17 protein-coding genes are annotated in these 19,626 nt (G+C 43.2%); all 17 read right to left on the bottom strand.

The features are described from left to right. Nucleotides 1-61: 61 nt before the first annotated feature. The 17 genes from rny to rnjB all read right to left on the bottom strand — a co-directional run bounded on the left by rny (nt 62) and on the right by rnjB (nt 19,499). Nucleotides 62-1,624 carry a ribonuclease Y gene (rny, locus tag G4P54_RS08855; RefSeq protein ID WP_003221010.1) on the bottom strand — a complete coding sequence of 521 codons (1,563 nt, stop codon included), beginning with the start codon at nt 1,622-1,624 and terminating at the stop codon, nt 62-64. A 274-nt stretch (nt 1,625-1,898) separates the two neighbouring features. Beyond that, a complete protein-coding gene (locus G4P54_RS08850) occupies nt 1,899-3,074 on the bottom strand; it encodes a serine hydrolase domain-containing protein (RefSeq protein ID WP_024715993.1) in 1,176 nt (391 codons plus the stop codon). Nucleotides 3,075-3,242: 168 nt separating this feature from the next. Then, nucleotides 3,243-4,289, bottom strand: coding sequence for a recombinase RecA (recA, locus tag G4P54_RS08845; RefSeq protein WP_024715994.1), 1,047 nt, complete (start codon nt 4,287-4,289; stop codon nt 3,243-3,245). Between the two features lie 171 nt (nt 4,290-4,460). After that, nucleotides 4,461-5,711, bottom strand: coding sequence for a competence/damage-inducible protein A (locus tag G4P54_RS08840; protein ID WP_167872390.1), 1,251 nt, complete (start codon nt 5,709-5,711; stop codon nt 4,461-4,463). An 18-nt stretch (nt 5,712-5,729) separates the two neighbouring features. After that, the gene (gene pgsA, locus G4P54_RS08835) at nt 5,730-6,311 is read right to left on the bottom strand and encodes a CDP-diacylglycerol--glycerol-3-phosphate 3-phosphatidyltransferase (RefSeq protein ID WP_167872389.1); all 582 of its coding nucleotides are present in this window, start codon (nt 6,309-6,311) and stop codon (nt 5,730-5,732) included. 49 nt (nt 6,312-6,360) lie between these two features. Continuing rightward, nucleotides 6,361-7,269 (bottom strand): cell shape determination protein RodZ, encoded by a 909-nt coding sequence (gene rodZ, locus G4P54_RS08830; protein WP_167872388.1) that lies wholly within the window; start codon nt 7,267-7,269, stop codon nt 6,361-6,363. Between the two features lie 18 nt (nt 7,270-7,287). Beyond that, nucleotides 7,288-8,079 (bottom strand): DUF3388 domain-containing protein, encoded by a 792-nt coding sequence (locus tag G4P54_RS08825; RefSeq protein WP_167872387.1) that lies wholly within the window; start codon nt 8,077-8,079, stop codon nt 7,288-7,290. A 129-nt stretch (nt 8,080-8,208) separates the two neighbouring features. After that, nucleotides 8,209-8,466, bottom strand: coding sequence for a DUF3243 domain-containing protein (locus G4P54_RS08820; protein ID WP_024715997.1), 258 nt, complete (start codon nt 8,464-8,466; stop codon nt 8,209-8,211). Between the two features lie 80 nt (nt 8,467-8,546). Further along, complete coding sequence (gene ymfI / locus G4P54_RS08815) at nt 8,547-9,275, bottom strand: elongation factor P 5-aminopentanone reductase (RefSeq protein ID WP_167872386.1); 729 nt, start codon at nt 9,273-9,275, stop codon at nt 8,547-8,549. Between the two features lie 53 nt (nt 9,276-9,328). Further along, nucleotides 9,329-10,615 (bottom strand): EF-P 5-aminopentanol modification-associated protein YfmH, encoded by a 1,287-nt coding sequence (gene yfmH, locus G4P54_RS08810; RefSeq protein WP_167872385.1) that lies wholly within the window; start codon nt 10,613-10,615, stop codon nt 9,329-9,331. After that, nucleotides 10,612-11,892, bottom strand: a complete 1,281-nt coding sequence (gene yfmF, locus G4P54_RS08805) for an EF-P 5-aminopentanol modification-associated protein YfmF (protein WP_024716000.1) — start codon at nt 11,890-11,892, stop codon at nt 10,612-10,614. The genes yfmH and yfmF overlap by 4 nt, the downstream gene beginning before the upstream one ends. Nucleotides 11,893-12,066: 174 nt before the next feature. Continuing rightward, nucleotides 12,067-13,278 carry a bacillibactin exporter BcbE gene (gene bcbE, locus G4P54_RS08800; protein WP_167872384.1) on the bottom strand — a complete coding sequence of 404 codons (1,212 nt, stop codon included), beginning with the start codon at nt 13,276-13,278 and terminating at the stop codon, nt 12,067-12,069. Nucleotides 13,279-13,415: 137 nt separating this feature from the next. Beyond that, nucleotides 13,416-14,141, bottom strand: a complete 726-nt coding sequence (locus tag G4P54_RS08795; protein ID WP_024716002.1) for a GntR family transcriptional regulator — start codon at nt 14,139-14,141, stop codon at nt 13,416-13,418. Nucleotides 14,142-14,274: 133 nt separating this feature from the next. Beyond that, nucleotides 14,275-16,635, bottom strand: coding sequence for a DNA translocase SpoIIIE (gene spoIIIE, locus G4P54_RS08790; RefSeq protein WP_167872383.1), 2,361 nt, complete (start codon nt 16,633-16,635; stop codon nt 14,275-14,277). A 130-nt stretch (nt 16,636-16,765) separates the two neighbouring features. Then, entirely contained in the window at nt 16,766-16,981 is a 216-nt protein-coding gene (locus G4P54_RS08785) for a YlzJ-like family protein (RefSeq protein WP_167872382.1), read from the bottom strand. Continuing rightward, nucleotides 16,978-17,715: a translocation-enhancing protein TepA gene (gene tepA, locus G4P54_RS08780; protein ID WP_024716005.1), complete on the bottom strand. Its 738-nt coding sequence runs from the start codon at nt 17,713-17,715 to the stop codon at nt 16,978-16,980. Before tepA ends, G4P54_RS08785 begins: the two co-directional genes overlap by 4 nt. Nucleotides 17,716-17,831: 116 nt before the next feature. Beyond that, nucleotides 17,832-19,499, bottom strand: coding sequence for a ribonuclease J2 (rnjB, locus tag G4P54_RS08775; RefSeq protein ID WP_024716006.1), 1,668 nt, complete (start codon nt 19,497-19,499; stop codon nt 17,832-17,834). Between the last annotated feature and the right edge of the window lie 127 nt (nt 19,500-19,626).

Here is a 19,626-nt window from a genome sequence, read left to right as displayed (position 1 = left end):
TCCTTTCTTCTTGAAAATTCCTTAGCCGTCAAAAAAATAAAGTGATGCTTAGCGCATCACTTTATTTTGCATACTCTACGGCTCGAGTTTCTCTGATTACTGTCACTTTAATATGACCTGGATAATCGAGCTCGTCCTCAATTCGCTTACGGATATCTCGCGCCAGTCGATGAGCTTCAAGATCATTAATTGAATCCGGCTTCACCATAATACGCACTTCGCGTCCAGCCTGGATGGCAAATGATTTTTCCACACCTTCGTATGACTCAGAAATTTCTTCGAGCTTTTCGAGTCTTCGAATATAATTCTCGAGCGTCTCACTTCTTGCGCCAGGTCTTGCAGCGGAAAGCGCATCTGCTGCCGCTACCAGCACAGCGATAATAGAAGTCGGCTCCTCATCTCCGTGGTGTGATGCAATACTGTTAATCACGACTGGGTGCTCTTTATATTTGGTTGCAAGCTCTACCCCGATTTCAACGTGGCTTCCTTCTACTTCATGGTCAATTGCTTTCCCAATGTCGTGAAGAAGGCCCGCACGTTTAGCAAGCTTTGCGTCTTCTCCAAGTTCCGATGCCATTAGACCGGCCAAAAATGCGACTTCCATGGAATGCTTAAGCACATTTTGACCGTAGCTTGTACGGAACTTTAAGCGGCCGAGGATCTTGATGAGATCTGGATGGAGGCCGTGAACGCCAACCTCAAATGTCGTTTGCTCACCCATCTCACGAATATAGTCATCGACCTCGCGGCGAGATTTTTCTACCATTTCTTCAATCCGTGCCGGATGAATACGGCCATCCTGAACGAGTTTATCAAGAGCAATCCTTGCTGTCTCACGTCTGATCGGATCAAATCCGGAAAGAATGACAGCTTCAGGTGTATCATCAATAATCAGGTCAATTCCTGTCAGCGTTTCAAGCGTACGAATATTACGCCCTTCACGTCCAATGATACGCCCTTTCATCTCATCATTTGGAAGATTGACAACTGATACCGTTGTTTCGGCAACGTGGTCGGCTGCGCAGCGCTGTAAGGCGAGTGAAAGAATGTTTTTCGCTTTTTTATCCGCCTCTTCTTTCGCACGGTTTTCAGTTTCTTTTGTCATGATGGCGATGTCATGTGAAAGCTCGTTTTCAACCCGCTCAAGAATGATTTGTTTTGCTTCATCACGAGTCAGACTCGAAATTCGTTCCAACTCTGACTGCTGCATACGAATCATCTCATCCACTTTGCTTTCCATCTCTTCAATATGTTGTTGTCGTTCATTCAGAGAATGATCTTTCTTCTCCAACATCGCTTCCCGTTTATCGATCCCCTCATGTTTACGATCAAGGTTTTCCTCCTTCTGGAGTAAACGGTTTTCTTGTTTTTGAAGCTCATTTCGTCTTTCACGAACTTCCTGTTCAGCATCTATTCGAAGTTTGTGGATTTCGTCCTTTGCTTCAAGCAGAGCTTCTTTTTTCAGTGCTTCAGCATCACGCTTTGCATCTTCAAGAATTTGCTCGGCTGCACCGCGTGCGCCCGCAATTTTCGCTTCGGCAATGGTTTTACGAACAAAGTAGCCAACAACTAAACCGAGTAGAATCAGCAAAATGGAGATGAGAACCATCATAATTGGGGTCATACTTTCACCTCCTCTTGCTATGAACTTGGTTGTTGCTTAAATAAGTGTCGGCATGTACATTGTCTAGTTTTCTCAACATACAGAACCTTCACAGGGAATGAGTTTTTTCATCGCCCTTGTCAAGTTTAAATGGTTTAACAATCATGTTAAAAAAACAAATGTTACAACTTCATTGTAAATGTGTCGGAAATACTTGTCAAGCTTGCCATCTTAACGTTTACAGACCGGCTATCTTTTAACGTGACGAATGAATCCTTCAAAAGAAGATCACCGATCATTCTTGATTCAGAAGCTGGTATATTTTATTGTTCACTTGGCCCAATTTAGCATTATTTTGAATGTTTGAGAACAAAATAACAACGGTTTGTCCAGATTTGCTAAAGCTGTTCAGGATATTAAAGCCCGGCATGACGCCATGGTTTGAATAGCTTCCGGGAGCAACATAAAATCCCATGCCGTATGTGGAGCTGCTCCCCGGCGTAAACATCTTTTCGTAGCTTTTTTGCGAATAGAGTTTGCCGTCTATCAGCGCTCGGTCGAACTTATACATATCTATAGCGCTCATATAAATATCACCGGCTCCATACAGCTGAGATAGATCGGGTATATACGGTGTAACCGTTTTGCCGCTATTCAGCTTATAACCGACAGCAGAATAGGGTTCTTTATCATACGTTTTGTAAAAGCCTGCATGCGTCATTCCGGCCGGTTTAAAAATATGATTCGTTATGTATTGTTCATAGGACTCGCCGCTTACTTCAGCAACGATATAAGCGAGAACAGAATAGTTGGAGTCTTTATAGTCCCACACGCCTGGCTGACGTTTGATTCCCTGTCGTTCTATGTCTTTTATTAAATCGTCCGGTGTAATTGCGCCGTTTCCTTCAATATGTCCGTTTATTCCCGATGTATGTGTAAGCAGATTTTTCAAAGTAATCGTTTGTCCGTTAGGGAAATTAGGTAAATACGTACTTACCGGATCACTTGTCTGCAGTTTCCCTTTTTCCTCAAGCTGTAAAATAGCGGTTGCGATCAGCGCTTTTTGTGATGAACCGACATAGTAAGATGTCAACGGATTATTTTGAATGTGCTGTTTACGATCTGCATACCCAAACCCTTTATTTGTTATGACTTCTCCATTTCTGACAATCACGGCTGTTCCGCTGAATCCGATCTCTTTTAAATAATTGCTTATTTTTTGATTACGGTCCACTGTTTTGATTTGTTTATCTGTTTTTTCAGCTTTTTTCTTTTTGACCGCTTTTTTCTGATCGGTACCTGTGGCTGCTGCAGTTGCTTGAGACGGCTTGTTCTCTTCACTATCTCGCTGAAGCGCATTCCAAATCATAAAGCAAATCATTACTGCGATAAGACCAAGCAAAAGTTTGGCTCTATTATTTAGTTTTTTCCGTCTGCGTTTCGCAGTTCTTCTGCGGGTTGGGCTTGTCATTCATTTTTTCCTCCCGAAATAAATTCCATTTTGCACACGTTTTGTTAGACGAATAAAACACTGAAAAAGTTGTTAATCAAAGCAATATTTTTATCGTTTTTTTTTAAAAATACAAAAAGGCTGAGTTTTACACTCAGCCTTTTGTATCATTTCAAACTTATTTTATTTTTATTCTTCAAATTCGAGTTCTTCTTGTGCATCTTCAGCTTGCTTCTGCACTGCTCCATGATTGTCCAAACCGTAATGTTCGCGAATTTGCTCCTGGATCATCAGCATGATATCTTTATTTTCTTTCAAGAATTGCTTTGCATTTTCACGGCCTTGGCCAAGACGCTCTTCTTCATAAGAGTACCATGAACCGCTTTTTTGCACGATATCAAGTTCAGTTCCAAGATCAATGATTTCGCCTTCTTTTGAAATGCCTTCTCCATACATAATGTCAACCTCGGCTGTACGGAACGGCGGAGCCACCTTGTTTTTCACGACTTTGATTTTCGTTTTGTTCCCCATTACGTCGTTGCCTTGTTTCAGCTGTTCAGCACGGCGCACTTCAAGACGTACGGAAGAGTAGAATTTCAGCGCACGGCCGCCAGGAGTTGTTTCCGGGTTCCCGAACATAACGCCTACTTTTTCACGAATTTGGTTGATGAAAATCGCGATTGTCTTCGATTTGTTAATGGCCCCTGAAAGCTTTCGGAGCGCTTGAGACATTAAGCGCGCTTGTAAACCGACATGTGAATCTCCCATGTCGCCTTCAATTTCCGCTTTCGGAACGAGAGCCGCCACAGAGTCGATAACAACAATGTCAACTGCACCGCTTCGAACCAACGCTTCCGCGATTTCAAGCGCCTGCTCGCCTGTGTCAGGCTGAGACAGTAAAAGCTCTTCGATGTTGACACCGAGCTTTTGCGCGTATACCGGATCTAACGCATGTTCCGCATCGATAAACGCAGCTTGTCCGCCCTGCTGCTGAACCTCAGCAATCGCATGAAGCGCCACAGTTGTTTTACCTGAACTTTCAGGACCGTATACTTCAATAATCCGTCCGCGCGGATATCCGCCAATTCCCAGTGCCGTATCAAGAGCGAGGGAGCCGCTTGGGACAGTAGAAATTCTTGTATCTGTCTTTTCTCCCAGTTTCATAATGGAACCTTTGCCGAACTGTTTTTCTATTTGTTTAAGAGCCATATCTAAGGCTGCCTGACGATCACTCATTCTATTTTTTCCTCCTTTATGTTACCACTACATATACTATACCCTGTTTGAAGGGATTTGCCAAGAAAAAAGCGAACGCATATTCGGAATTTTCTTGGCGTGATTTCTATCAAAATATCATAATGCATCAGAGAAATCACGTTTTTTTAGGAGGATCCTGTGCTGAAAATATTATTTTTGCTCTAAAAGCTTCAAGATTAAATGACAGCCGTATTTAGCGCCGCGTTTTCTGATTCCCGTTCTGGAACCCGCAAAGTGAAACTCGTGAACCTCTTCTTTTCCATTTGCTGCAATGCCGATAAACACATGCCCAGGTTCATGTCCTTCTTGAGTATCAGGTCCTGCTACACCGGTAAAGCTGATGCCGATATCGCTGCCCGTGAGCTTTTGAACGCCCTTTGCCAGCTCTGATGCGCACTCCTTGCTGACCGCGCCAAATCGATCTAATGTTTCCTTCTTGACGCCCAGCACGTTCTGCTTTACGTCGTTTGTATAGCAAACCACACCGCCGGCAAATAATGTTGAAGCACCGCTAAGATCTGTCAGCCATTCAGAAAACAGCCCGCCGGTAAAGCTTTCCGCCGCGGAAATCGTAATGCCTTTTTCCTTACATGCTTTAGAGAGCTCTGTTACAAGAGAAGTATCGTCGTATCCATAGAAAAATTCACCGACACGTTCTAAGATAACGGCCTCTGTTTCTTTCAACAGACGCTCTGTTTCCTTTTCGTCAGCATGCTTGGCTGTCAGACGCAGCGTCACCTCTCCATCGGCCGCCAAAGGAGCGATTGTCGGGTTGGTTTGCGCATCAATAATATCTTCCAAATCAGCTTCAAGCTGAGATTCACCGATACCGAAAAAGCGAAGAACGGTTGATACAATTTTTTCATTTGAGCCCATCTTTTTCAGCAGAAGAGGCTTTGCCTCGTTTTCAAACATTGGACGCAATTCGCTTGGCGGTCCAGGGAGAAGCATATAAAAACGGGATTCATGCTCGATGAGCATTCCCGGTGCCATTCCAAAGTGATTCGCCAATACATCAGATCCTTCGATCACAAGCGCCTGTTTTCGGTTATTAGGCGACATCGTGCGTTTTGTTCGTTTGAAATAATCTTCTATGGATTGGAATGCCTCATCATTTAACGCAAGCGGACGTCCGAGCGCATTTGCAATCGTTTCTTTCGTCAGATCATCTTTTGTCGGCCCGAGACCTCCTGAAAAAATAATGAAGTCAGAGCGTTCTTCAGCGATGCGGATAACCTGCTTCAACCGCTCCGGGTTATCTCCGACTGCTGTATGATAAAATACGTTCACGCCGATTTCAGCCAGCTCTTTACTAATAAATTGAGCATTTGTATTGGCGATCTGGCCGAGTAACAGCTCTGAACCGACTGCAATAATTTCAGCTTTCTTTGGAAATTCCATGACGTTAGTCCTTCTTTCTTAGTTAGATGTTTTTAGCGCTTCCCAGTTTTTAGAGAAATATTCCCCCCCTGAGACAACAGTGAAAAATACAGCTACCCACAGCGCTAAGTCAGCGAACGGGAATGACACGAGCTCAAACGGAAGGTTATGAAGAAGCAATGCTGAAACCGCAATAATTTGCGCCCAGGTTTTAATTTTACCAAGCATATTAGCAGCCACGACTTCTCCTGTCCCGGCTAAGACAAGCCTTAAACCTGTCACGGCAAACTCCCGGCTGATAATCACAATGACCATCCAGGCTGGAGCAAGATCAAATTGAACAAGAATAATTAACGCTGCGGATACAAGCAGTTTGTCCGCAAGCGGATCAAGAAATTTCCCGAAGTTTGTCACGAGATTCAGTTTTCGTGCATAATACCCGTCCACCCAGTCTGTTGTGGATGCAATAATAAAAAGAATGGCTCCCGCCAGGTGCGCGACTGGAATCGATTCGTCTCCAAATTCGAGTCTGCCCCAGTCAAACGGCGCCAGCATGATGATCATGAAGATTGGGATCAATGCGATTCTTGCTAGTGTGATTTTATTTGGTAAGTTAAACATAAAACCCCTCCAATTTTATACTCGGACGTGAAGAAAAGTCATCTGGTAATCAAGATGACTTTTCTTCCTTTTTATTTACAATCTTTATCGTTTGTGCCATCACTTTTTTCGGATCAAGTTCATATGAGAGAACTTTACCGTTGATTTTTATTTTCAGATTAGGTGCATATCCAGTGCGGATGTCAACTTGTTTCTGATCAGTTATGTCTTTTTTGTAGGTTTCGTCTTTTTTCAGCGTTCCCTCTTTTAACGAGCTGCTGTTTTCATCACGCACTCGAATCCAAGAGCTGTCTAGAGCCTTCAGTTCAAGCTCGATTTTATCAGTGCCGGACACTTCATAAGTCGTTAGCGATCCTTCAGTGCCAGCCGCTTTAATTTCCAGCTTATCACTGTCGTTTTCTTCTTTTTTATCGTTTTTTGTTTCTTTTTTAGTGTCCGTCTCTTTTTCAGAGCTGTTATTCTGATTCTCTTTTAGCGTTGAATCTTTAGGAATTTCGTACTTGCTTTCACTTTGCGTAATTGATTTTTGAGATGCCGCATTGTGATCATCGCTGTTTTTATGATTCGCAAACTGAATGATTGCGTACACAATCGCAATGACGACAATCACGCCAAGAATCACAAGTATGGTTGGCAGCAGTTCCAGCGCCTTAGATGCTGGCTTTGGCATTTCTTTTTGAAGATTCATGCCGGAGATCTTTTCAGACACATCGTCATGATACGTATTCGGGATATCTTTTTTATGCTCCTCAAACAGCTGATCCGCATCAAGCCCGACGGCTTCTGCATATTGCTTGATGAATGCCCGAACATAAAACTTCCCCGGAATAATGTCATAGTTTCCTTCCTCCAAGGCGGTTAAATACCTTTTTTGAATCTTTGTTGCCGCTTGGAGATCATCCAATGACATTGCTTTTTCCTCTCTGGCTTCTTTGAGCCGGATTCCTAGTTCAGTCACAACAAACACCTTCCAATTTTAAAAATCAAAGCTTGAAAACCCGGATTGATCAAACATTTGGGGTTCCTCGGCATGTTCATATGTAATAACCTCATCTGGGTCATTTCTCAGTTCAATAATATAATCAAAGTCATCTAGTGTATACTCTGTATTTTGAACGAATATGTCCGGATGCTCCACCACTTTTGTCGCAGGCAGCCTCATAATTTCTCTGACAAGCTGAAGATGGCGTTCTGACCCTCTTCGTGTTGACACAATTCCGTCAACGATAAAGACATTTTCAGTGCTGTATTCATCGGCAATCAGCTGGCTTCTTATCGTCTGCTTCAGCAAGGTCGATGACACAAACAGCCACCTTTTGCTTGCACACACGCTGGAGGCCACAATCGATTCCGTTTTTCCGACACGCGGCATTCCACGGATTCCGATTAATTTATGACCTTCTTTTTTGAACAGTTCGGCCATAAAATCGACTAATAATCCAAGCTCGTCCCGTTCAAAGCGAAACGTTTTCTTGTCATCGGCGTCACGTTGAATATAACGGCCGTGGCGTACGGCAAGACGGTCGCGAAGCCTCGGTTCTCTCATCTTCGTTACTTTAATTGTTTCCATCGTTTTTAAAATTGATTCTAATCGTTTAATTTGATCTATATGGCGGCACCTGAGAAGCATTCCTCTTCTGGAAAGATCGACACCGTTTATCGTTACGATATTAATTGAAAGCATCCCAAGAAGAGATGAAATATCCCCGAGCAGTCCGGGGCGGTTCACTTGAATTTCATATTCAAAATACCATTCGAGCTTTGCCAAATGATATACCCCCTTCATTGTGGCAAAATTTTACCTTCCTTTATCATAAAGCATTTTTCTCTAATTAGAAAGAAGAATGTTGCTGTGATGTGGAAAACATAAAAAAGAGAGGAAAAATCCTCTCTCTTCCTAGTGAGTGCTGTTATTTTCAACAAGCTTAACCATCATATTGGCAATAGCCTGCTGTTCATCTTTTGATGCTACGCTCCAAAGATCTGCCAGCACTTTTTCCTGCTCGTTCTTAGATTCCACTTCACTAGCTAAGTAGCTGCCGATTTCTGTCGCAAGATCTGTAATCGTATCCTGGCTCATCCCTTTATCTTGTGCATAGTTCAGACGATCGCCAAGGAAATTTTTCCAGCTATCCCAGTTTTCTAATACTGACATGCTTGTTTCCTCCATTTCATGTGAAGTTACAAGATTATTGTGTCCTTCACAAAAGAAACTATACACTGATTATTTTCGGATCAGCAGTGCCAGCCGCCATTGACCGACAAAATTTGACCAGTGATATATGACGCTTTTTCAGATAGGAGAAACGCAGCTGCATCGGCAATTTCTTGCGGCCGGGCCAGCCGGCCGATCGGAATATCATCAGCGATCTCTTCTTTTTCAGACAAGGAAAATTGATTCATCATATTCGTATCAACCGCACCCGGCGCTACGGCGTTTACTCTGATTCCGCTTGGCGCGAGCTCTTTAGCCAGCCCTTTTACAAACGAGTGCTGCGCTCCCTTTGCCATGCTGTACAGCACTTCACAAGATGCTCCAGTCTCTCCCCAAATCGAGCTGACAGCCACAATTGCTCCTGATTTATTCCGAATCATGCTTGGTAGAAGGTTTCTCGTCAGCATATACGGGCTCGCCACATGAAGCTGCACCATTTCCTGAACCGTTGCATTATCCACATCCGTAATCAGCCCAAAATGGCTTCTGCCGCTATTTAAAACAATCGCATCTATCGGCTGACTAATTGAACTTGTCAGCTTATCTGCTCCTTCTGGCGCGGACAGATCGGCTTGCAATATCTCAGCATGCACGCTAAACATCTCTCTCAGTTTTTCAGCAAGCTCTGCTGCCGCGTTTTGATTTGTATTGTAATGCAGCAGCAGATTGTATCCCTCTGCCGCAAGGGTTTCGCTTATGTTTTGGCCGATGCCGCCGCTCGCTCCGGTGATTAGTGCCGTTTTGTTCATCCTCTTTCCTTCTTTCCGCAAAAAACACCCCTCACACTGGAGGGATGTTTTGTTTATGATTTAGGAACAACCTTGCAGACAGTCAGTCTATCAGCAGCAATTTCCTCTTTTATGACTTTCTGGACATCCTCGAGCGTAATTTGCTCAAGAACGGTTACGACTTCAAACAGGCTCATATCCAAGAAAGCATAACGGGTAAATTGATTGGCAATGTATTCGGGTGAATTCAGCGCTTTTAAGAATGTACCAATTTTTTTCTTTCTGGCAAGTTCAATCTTTTCGGCAGTAATCAGTTCACCGGCGCGCAAAAGCATGCTTGAAATGTTTTCAGCCAATTGATCAGGCTCCGGCGTATCACCGCCGATCGCCGCAAAACCGAAGCCGTATTCAGCAGTAAAATCAAAGCTGAACGTTTCGTCAATATACCCTTTTTCATAAAGTGATTCGTACTGGGCTGAGCTTTTGCCGAATAAAGACTCAAGCAATAAATTCATTGAAAGTTCATGTTTTAACAGCTCTTTGCCTAATCTAAACGGGTTCTTTGATTTCAGCCCGACAAGGCATTTCGGTCCCTGCACGTTCATTTTAATCTCTTTTTCTTTTCTGAAAACCGCTTCTTGCTCTTTCACTTCTTCACGTTTAATCTCCGGCTGATCAGTATACGGCTTTTTCTCCTGATTTTCTCTTACCTGAGAAATGATCGCTTCAGGATCTACAGGGCCGACAATGAAGAGGAGCATGTTGCTCGGGTGATAAAACGTTTCATAGCACTCATAAAGAAGGTCTTTTGTAATATGTGAAATGCTTTCCACTGTGCCCGCTATGTCAATTCTGACAGGATGTTCCTTGTACATGTTTTCAATGACCCCGAAATAAAGCCTCCAATCGGGATTGTCGTCATACATGTTAATCTCCTGTCCGATAATCCCCTTTTCTTTTTCAACCGTTTTTTCGGTAAAATACGGATCCTGTACAAAATCGATGAGCGTCTCTAAATTCCGTTCAACATTTGATGTGCTTGAGAAAAGATAAGCGGTTCTTGTAAATGACGTAAAGGCATTGGCAGAAGCGCCTTGTTTGCTGAAATCTTGAAAAACGTCTCCGTCCGCTTTTTCAAACAGCTTATGCTCAAGAAAATGAGCGATCCCATCAGGCACGTGTACCATCTCATTTTTTTCTAAAGGGACAAACCGGTTATCTATAGAGCCGTACTTTGTTGTAAAGACTGCATATGTCTTGTTGAAACCTTTTTTCGGCAAAACGTAAACGTCAAGCCCATTTGGCATTTTTTCATGGTACAGCGTCTCCTGAAGCTGTTCATATTTGATTGGTTTGATCAAGATGCACCCTCCGTCCCTTTTAAGAAATAAGTCGTATCAAGCTGGATTTTTTCGCCTGCTTTCACGATATCCTCTTTTGTGACCTGCTCAATATTGGCAAGAAAGTCTTCAATAGAAATATCGACTTGGGCAGCGGCCTGCTGATATAAAAATTCAGATAAACCGTACGCAGTATCAATGGTTTCCAGCACTTGATTGCGAATGACGGCCTTTGTCTGAGCGATGTCCTGCTCACTGAAGTCACCGTTTTTCATTGCCTGAAATTGCTCAGCTATGATAGAAACAGCCTGTTCGTAATTTTTCACTTCAATTCCTGACATCACCATTAACAAGCCTTTAAAACTTTCTATACGCGAAGCGGCGTAGTAAGCAAGACTGGCTTTTTCCCGAACATTGATGAAAAGCTTGGAATGAGAGAACCCGCCAAACAGTCCGTTAAACACCTGCAGAGCAGGATAATCGTGATCCGTGTAAGTGATGCTGGTGCGGTAGCCGATATTCAGCTTTCCTTGTTTGACATCTTCTTCATCAACCACTTCTTTAGGCTGGGCATTTCGTTCAGCATGATTGGATTCAATCGTACCCACGGTGCGCTCTTCTGTTTGGAAATACTTGCCGATTGCCCTTTGCACTTGATTGCTGTCTACATCGCCAACGACATAAAGGTCAAGCTGATCTTTTTGGATCGCCCTTTGGTATGTTTCATATAATTGATCGGCGGTAATGGCGTCGACATCGTCAATTTGACCGTTGACATGGAGCGCGTAAGGCTCATTTTTGCACATTTCCTGTATCAGCCTTAAATTCGAGTAGCGCATTTTGTCATCATAGACCGCTTGAATTCTTTGCTTAAGCGTCCGTTTTTCCTGTGCCACATATTGTGATTGAAAAGCGCCTCCCTCCAGAGCAGGTGAAAAGATGATTTCTGCGAGAAGCTGCAGCCCTTTTTCAAGTAGCGGCGTTTGATCTTTTAAATATTTTTCATTCGGGATTTCCAGCCTGAACGTAATGACGTGCCGCTCTCCTTTTTTTGAAAGATCCGCAGAAACGGACGTGCCGTACAGTTCATCTAAATAAGAACGCAATTCTGCAGTTTTCGGATGGCTTTTTGTTCCGCGAAGAAGCACATGCGGAAGCAGCGCTCTTTTGGTGACTTGGTCCTTTGTCAGCGGCGCAAGCATTTTAAAAATAAGCGAGACGGTTTTGAATTTTTCTGTTTTGACAATGTGTGCGGTTAAACCGCCGTGCTTTGTTTTGATTTCATTTACATATGACATATGGAACCTCCTTCGTTCATTTCTTATTAGTATGTATTATGACCAATTTTCAGCATCCGCAGAAACACTCTTTCATGTAATTATAGCAACTGTAGGATTTATAAGGAAACAATAACCTTCGTCTGACAGGTTGGACGCGGCTGTTCGCTAAATCACAGCAAAAAAGACGGTTGGCTAGACCGTCTCTACATTTTTTTCTTCCTCTTCACTTTTTTTAGCATCCACAGTAAAAAGCACTAAAAATAAAGCGATAATGCTGCAAAACGACGATAGTATGAAAATCAGCCAGTTTGCATGAGACATTAATGCCGCAAACACAGGAGGACCGAGAGCCACCCCTATAAAGCGCATGCTATTGTAAAAGGAGGAAATGGTCCCGCACTGCTCACTTTCAATCCCCTCGGTTATCAGTGCATCTAAAGCAGGAAGAGCCATCCCAATCCCGATCCCGCCAAAGCTTAAAAAGATAAATAAAAAATAAAAACTGTGGTTCCACCACAAGGCAATAAATGATAGGGTTAACAGAATCATTCCTGTAACAACGCAAAATTTCATTCGAATTTTATCTTTACCGATTTTTTTGCCGGCTATAAATGAACTGGTTGACAAAAACAACAGTGGAATTGCCAGTAATCCGCCTTTAGCCACTCCGTCAATGGCATACTTGTTCTCCAGCGTATCTGACAAATAAAATAATACGCCAAATAACAAAAACATAATCACACACCCGATAATAAAAACCGTGTAAAGCCAGCGCCCATCCTGTTTAAAGATTTTCCGCACACTTTTGATAAATTCAGAAACCGCTGGCGCATCCTCATCTTCTTCAGGCTTGGCCACCAGAAACAGCACGAGGAAAAAGCTGATCAAACAGAAAAACGGAATAAACCAAAACGGAACAAACCAGTACCAGGTAGCAAGCAAGGCGCCAAGTATGGGACTCAGAACCTTTCCTGACGTGTTAGCTGTTTCAATATCCCCAAGACCGGCGCTAACCTTTTCATCGTCTCCTTGAAACAAGTCGCCGATAAACGGCATGACGATAGGAGCCGCCCCCGCAGAGCCGATGCCTTGAAGAACCCGTCCCGCCAAAATCATAGCGTAGGGATTTTTCATATGGGTTGAGGCAAAAGCGGCCACCAACCCACCTAATCCTGCAATGAGTAGGCATGGAAGCAATATTTTTTTTCTCCCGAATCGATCCGACAAATATCCGGCAATCGGAATGCAAATAATCGCTACTACTGAATATACAGTAATGATTAAAGACACCTGAAATGAAGTCACTGACAGCTTTTTCTCCATCATCGGAAGAACAGGTATCAGCATGGAGTTCCCCAGTGTCATCACAAGCGGTACGGAAGACAATGCAATAATATTTTTCATTCCATTTTTCTCTCTCAACTTTTTCACCCATTCACTTTCTTGTCATCGCTTATATGTTGCCTCAACCGGAGTAAAAGTATGTACAAAGAAACATGAATCAGGGCAAATAAAAAAACAGACACATTACAGCGCCCGTTTTAGAATCGTTTACGCAAAACATGAAATCTGAATTTATCCGCTCTAAAATAATTTAATGAGTAAAGCACCGGTTTATCGTGCTGATCGTAATGGGTTTGTTTCAACAGCAAAAGAGCTGTTTCCGGATCGCATTCCAGCACTGGAGAAATGGTATCATGATAGCCGATTGGTTCAATATCAGTCACGGCATAGCTGATCACAGAGCCTGAATTTTTCTCAAGCAGATCAAACATAGATTCTTGCTGATGAGAAAAAGAATTCGGCAAAATATTCATCGGAATTTTGTCTATACAATATACAATCGGCTGTCCGTCAGCAGTCCTGACTCGTTCGAGGTAAAAAAGTTCCTGCCCCTCTGCCAGATGAAATCTTGCCGTATCATCTTCAGACGGCATAAGCACTTGTGAAGATAGAAAAATGGTTCCGGGCGTCATATTTGCCTGCTCTATCATCTTCGTTACACTGTTCAGCTGTTCAATGCCCGAAAGAAATAACGGCTTAGAATGGACAAAAGTGCCTACACCATGCCTTCTGATAATCACATGTTCTTCTTCTAATATCCGCAAAGCTTCTCTTAGCGTCGCTCTGCTGACCCCAAGCTTTTTAGATAGCTCAAATTCAGAAGGCAGCTTTTCCTTCTCAGTGTAGATGCCATTTTTAATATCCTCTTTAATTCGTTCAATCACTTTTAAATACAAGTGCCGATTATCAGCTTTTGTAGACATGTTTCCCCTCCGTAAACCACTTTCGATAAAAATTATTGAACAATTGGGACAACTATATCATGTTTTGTCGAAAAAATAAATAGTCAGGTTATTAGTTTACATAATGTTGTTATTGAAAACTGAACTCCCCTCATTAAGAAGAGAGCTCATCATATTTTTCTTTTGATAATAAGACTTCCCTAGGTTTGCTGCCTTCATACGGTCCGACAACGCCCCGTTCCTCCATGGCATCAATCAGGCGCGCCGCTCTCGTATAACCGATTCTGAATCTTCTTTGCAGCATTGAAACGGATGCCGTCTGCATGCCGACGATTAATTCAACAGCTTCATCATATAGATCATCCGTCACCTCGGAATGAGTTTCCGTTGTCTCCTCAGGAATCATTTCTTCCTGATATTGCGCTTTCTGCTGCGTAATCACATGGTCGACTATCTTCTCGACTTCATCATCAGACAAAAATGCGCCCTGTACGCGGACAGGTTTATTAGCTCCAACAGGCAAAAACAGCATATCGCCTCGGCCGAGCAGCTTCTCAGCGCCGCCCATGTCAAGAATGGTTCTTGAATCCGTCTGTGAAGATACGCTGAACGCGATCCGTGACGGAATATTCGCTTTGATGACCCCTGTGATAACATCAACCGACGGCCTCTGTGTCGCAATAATGAGGTGAATGCCGGCAGCCCGTGCCATTTGAGACAATCTCGTAATCGAATCTTCCACATCAGATGAAGCGACCATCATGAGGTCCGCAAGCTCGTCCACAATCACAACAATATATGGCAGCTCTGGCTGTTTCGCTCCTTCTTCACTGTTAGCGCGTTTTATATAATCATTGTATCCTTCAATATTTCTTGTGCCTGTATGTGAAAATAATTCGTACCGCCGCTCCATTTCATTGACAACCTTTTTTAAAGCCTGTGACGCTTTTTTTGGATCGGTTACGACGGGAGCAAGCAAATGCGGAATCCCGTTGTAGACATTCAGCTCTACCATTTTAGGATCAATCATCATCATTTTCACTTCATGCGGCTTCGCGCGCATCAAAATACTTGTAATAATGCCGTTGACACAAACGCTTTTCCCGCTTCCGGTTGCGCCTGCGACCAAAAGGTGGGGCATCTTGTTTAACTCAGCCAGCACAGCTTCACCTGAAATATTGCGGCCGAGCCCAATTAACAGCTTCGCATCAGGTCTGTCATTTAATTTCGACTCGAGCACTTCCTTCAGCGATACCATTGCCACTTCTGCATTTGGAACCTCGATTCCGATTGCTGATTTACCTGGTATAGGCGCTTCGATCCTGATATCCTTCGCAGCAAGTGCAAGCGCTAGATCATCGCTTAAATTGACAATTTTGCTAACCTTCACTCCGACATCAGGATACACTTCATATTTTGTGACGGCCGGCCCGAGATGAACCTGTGTGACTTTCGCCTTTACGCCAAAGCTTTGGAAGGTGCGTTCGAGCTTTCTTGCATTTTCATAAATATTCTTTTTATCAGCCTGCTGGCCGGTATGCTTCGGATCTGCCAATAAATCCAGTGACGGCATCTCGTAATCCTTATTTTCAAGCTCTGTAAAGGTCATAGGAGGGGCAGAAACAGTTTCCTGTTCACCTGGCTCAGGCTGGATGTCCCGAAGCGGCTCTGATACAGGTTCGGGACGCTTTTCAATGATTGAAGGCTCTTCTTCATTACGATCTGAAAAGCTTGAGATAATCGGCTCTGAATGAATAAGAGGCGATACCGCTTCCGAATCCTCCTCTTCATCAGAAAGCTCTTCTTCCGTTTTCTGTTTTTTGCGGACCGGTTTTTGTTTTTTGCTTGGCGTTTTCGTTTTTTTCGATTGTTTCATATTTGTTTTGACGGAGTTCATATCATCAATAAATGCAAACCATTGTTCTTTTATAAAGCGGCCAATCGGGCTCATCCACTTTTTCAGCGTTTCTTGAAGAGAACGCCCCGTGATTAAAATCATTCCGATTAAAATCATGACAATCGCCATAATCTGAGAACCAGTCGACGCAAACAAAAAGTGTGAAGCCGCAAACAGCAGTGCACCGATCATTCCTCCGCCTAAATCTGGTGAAGCGGAGCTGCCATTCATGTCCATTAAAAACAATTCCCACGTGTTGCGTACCACGCTTGCGGACTCAATAGACCCTTTGTGCGTCAAATGTTTAAACAGCTGCACGTGAGAAAGCAGCAATATGCTTGCGATAATACAGTACAACCCGGCCTTTCGTCTCGTTAAAAGGCTTGGCGTTTTCTTCTTCCAAAATAGTGAGACGCCTAACACCAATAAACCTAACAAGCATAAAATAAACCATTCTCCGGCGAAAAAGCGGAACAAGTAGATAAAAGTTTGTCCGACTACCCCCAGCTGCAGAATCGCGATAATTGAAATGGCTATACACAGCAATCCATTGAGTTCGTATTTTATATTGAGTTGTTTCGCCTGTTTTTTTCTTGATTTTCTTTTTTTCTTTGCCACACTCATCACCTTACTGCGTTAAAAAATGTAAGTTCATACATAATGAAGAAAGCAGCCGTTTACAGGCTGCGTTTTTTCTGTAGGATTCCCCTATTATAGCATATTTTACCCCTAAAAAAGGGGTCGATTCTTATACGTTTAATTTCAGTTTTTGCCCTGGTGAAATGTCCGGGTGCAGAAAATGCATTGGATTTGTGCTCATGATTTGAATAACTTCCGCTTCATTGCCTTTCATCTCGACAAGAATCGGTATACCTTTATATTCAATTTGCTCATGTAGTACGCTTGTCTCCTGGTTCTGTTCCGCAAACACAATTTCCTGCGGCATCACGGTATACAGAATCATTGAATCATCCGCCCTTCTTCTGATCTCGCTTCCTCAATGAGCTCATTCAGTTTGCTGATCGCCTGCCCGACACCGCCAGCGTGATCAATCAGCCCGTATTCAACTGCATCCTTACCGACTACATTTGTTCCGATATCGCGTGTTAAGTTTCCTTTTGAAAACATCAGCTCTTTAAACTTCTCTTCGGTGATGTTGGAATGGCTTGTCACAAATTTAACAACTCTTTCTTGCATTTTATCCAGGTATTCAAACGTTTGCGGCACACCGATTACAAGACCGGTCAGCCGAACGGGATGAATCGTCATCGTTGCTGTTTCAGCAATATAGCTGTAATCACATGATACGGCAATCGGAACGCCGATAGAATGCCCTCCGCCAAGCACGATCGAGACAGTCGGTTTTGATAAAGATGCCAGCATTTCTGCTATTGCGAGACCGGCTTCCACATCTCCTCCGACAGTATTTAATATAATCAGCAGGCCTTCTATTTTGGGATTCTGTTCAATTGCCACAATCTGCGGGATGACATGCTCATATTTAGTTGTTTTGTTTTGCGGAGGAAGCTGAACATGGCCTTCTATTTGTCCGATAATGGTCAGACAATGAATATTGGTATCTTGGGGCAGCTGCGGAAGCGTCGTTTCACCAAGCTGCTGTATTTTATTCATAATGCTGTCTTTCGCATCATTTTTTGCAGGACGCTCTTCTTCTGTGTTTTCCATACGATAATCCATCTCGCTTTCACCCTTTCCGAGTTTCTCTTTGTATTATGAACAAAGATTCTCAATTCAATCCCGGCTAAAAAGGCAAAAAAATAAAGACCGGAGCTGCTCCGGTCTTTCGTCAGATATTATACTTCCATAATAATTGGGATGATCATCGGTTTACGTTTCGTTTTTTCATATAGGAATTGGTTCAAAGCATCTCGCATTGCCTGCTTCAGCGTTGACCATTCAACATTTGATGTTTCAGTCGCTTCTGTCACGATGGAACGGACAAGCTCTGTAGCCTGTACGATAAGGCCTTCAGACTCTCTAACATAAACAAAACCGCGCGTGATAATTTCTGGTCCTGATACGAGATGTTTCTTTTGTTTATCAAGTGTAATAACTACGATTAAAATTCCGTCCTGCGAAAGCAAGCGGCGGTCTCTCAATACGATATTGCCGATATCACCGACACCTAATCCATCAATTAAAATATTGCCGTAAGGAACTTTATCCCCGATTTTTACGTTTTGGCCGCGGAATTCAACGACGTCTCCTTTTTCAATTAAGAAGATGTCACTCCGCTTCATGCCGGTTTCTTCAGCGATTTTCGAATGCGCTTTTTGCATTCTGTATTCGCCGTTTACAGGAATTAAATATTTTGGCTTAAGCAGATTGATCATCAGTTTTAACTCTTCCTGTGAGCCGTGGCCTGATACATGGACACGCTTTTGGGCAAAGATGACTTGTGCACCGGCTCTCGCAAGGAGATCTACTGTTCTAGAATAAATGAGCTCCTGCCCCGGGATTGGCGTTGACGCGATGACGACTGTATCCCCTTCTTCGATGTTCAGCTGTTTGTGGGCTTTGTTTGCCATTCTTGTCAAGGCAGCTAACGGTTCACCTTGGCTGCCGGCTGTAATAATGGCCACTTCGCGCTTCGGATATTTCTTAACATCCTGTACAGAAATAAACAGCTCATCGTCTGCTTCAATATACCCGAGCTTTCTTGCCAGCTGCAGGACAGATTGAAGATTCTTTCCGGCAACGGCAATCTTTCTGCCGTTATGAGCCGCTGCATGAATGACTTGCTGAATTCGGTTAATATTAGATGCAAAAACAGCAATAATCACTCGATTATCTGAATTATACAGCGCGTCTGAAATTTCTCCGCTGACAGCAGCTTCGGAAGGTGTATAACCCGGGCGCTCCGCATTTGCACTGTCGGAAAGCAGGGCGAGCACGCCGCTGTTGCCGATCTTGGCGATTTCGCCAATGTCACACGTTTGATTTAGAGCAGGCGTTTGGTCAAATTTGAAGTCTCCCGTGCATACAATAGACCCAAGTGATGTTTTAAAGCTCACACCTACAGAATCAGGAATACTGTGAATCGTTCTAAAGAACGATACCTTTGTCGATTCAAATGTAATGACAGATTTGGAGTGAATTTCTCTTAAATCGGTTTTTCGGTTATGTCCGTATTGTTTTAATTTTTCTCTTAACAGCGCAAGCGTCAGCTTTGTTCCGTACACCGGAACGGACAGCTTGTTTAATAAGTAAAAAACACCGCCGATATTTTCATCATGCCCGTGCGTTAAAAAGATTGCCTTGACGCGATCAGCCCGTTCAATCAAATATGATATGTCGGGAATTACCACATCAATACCGAGCATTTCGTTTTCTGGATGCATAAGGCCGGCATCAACGACAAATATGTCTGAGTCAATTTCGATGACATAAAGGTTCTTCCCAATTTCTCCGACACCGCCAAGGGCGATAATTCTAACGTTTTCTGTATTTTTCTTTTTCAAAATCTATATCCTCCTAGTCTCATACCCGTCCATCATCACTTGTTCCTATTATAACTGAAAGTAAATTTAGAAAACAAGATAAAGCAGAAGGTTTAGGGAAAACCAATATGTATAAGAAACGGTCAAA

The sequence above is a fragment of the Bacillus tequilensis genome (assembly GCF_012225885.1).
In the GTDB taxonomy this organism is placed as follows: Bacteria; Bacillota; Bacilli; order Bacillales; family Bacillaceae; genus Bacillus; species Bacillus tequilensis.
Note: the sequence above shows the minus strand (reverse complement) of the source record. Positions and strands in the feature narration are given on the sequence as shown.

Excerpts from the sequence above, each read along its gene's own strand:
- G4P54_RS08795 (WP_024716002.1), bottom strand. The coding sequence starts at position 14,141 with ATGTCTACAAAAGCTGATAATCGGCACTTGTATTTAAAAGTGATTGAA.
- yfmF (WP_024716000.1), bottom strand. The coding sequence starts at position 11,892 with ATGTCATATGTAAATGAAATCAAAACAAAGCACGGCGGTTTAACCGCA.
- rny (WP_003221010.1), bottom strand. The coding sequence starts at position 1,624 with ATGACCCCAATTATGATGGTTCTCATCTCCATTTTGCTGATTCTACTC.
- pgsA (WP_167872389.1), bottom strand. The coding sequence starts at position 6,311 with ATGTTTAACTTACCAAATAAAATCACACTAGCAAGAATCGCATTGATC.
- tepA (WP_024716005.1), bottom strand. The coding sequence starts at position 17,715 with ATGGATTATCGTATGGAAAACACAGAAGAAGAGCGTCCTGCAAAAAAT.
- G4P54_RS08820 (WP_024715997.1), bottom strand. The coding sequence starts at position 8,466 with ATGTCAGTATTAGAAAACTGGGATAGCTGGAAAAATTTCCTTGGCGAT.
- bcbE (WP_167872384.1), bottom strand. The coding sequence starts at position 13,278 with ATGAAAAATATTATTGCATTGTCTTCCGTACCGCTTGTGATGACACTG.
- G4P54_RS08850 (WP_024715993.1), bottom strand. The coding sequence starts at position 3,074 with ATGACAAGCCCAACCCGCAGAAGAACTGCGAAACGCAGACGGAAAAAA.
- recA (WP_024715994.1), bottom strand. The coding sequence starts at position 4,289 with ATGAGTGATCGTCAGGCAGCCTTAGATATGGCTCTTAAACAAATAGAA.
- ymfI (WP_167872386.1), bottom strand. The coding sequence starts at position 9,275 with ATGAACAAAACGGCACTAATCACCGGAGCGAGCGGCGGCATCGGCCAA.
- G4P54_RS08785 (WP_167872382.1), bottom strand. The coding sequence starts at position 16,981 with ATGATTCTGTATACCGTGATGCCGCAGGAAATTGTGTTTGCGGAACAG.
- G4P54_RS08840 (WP_167872390.1), bottom strand. The coding sequence starts at position 5,711 with ATGGAATTTCCAAAGAAAGCTGAAATTATTGCAGTCGGTTCAGAGCTG.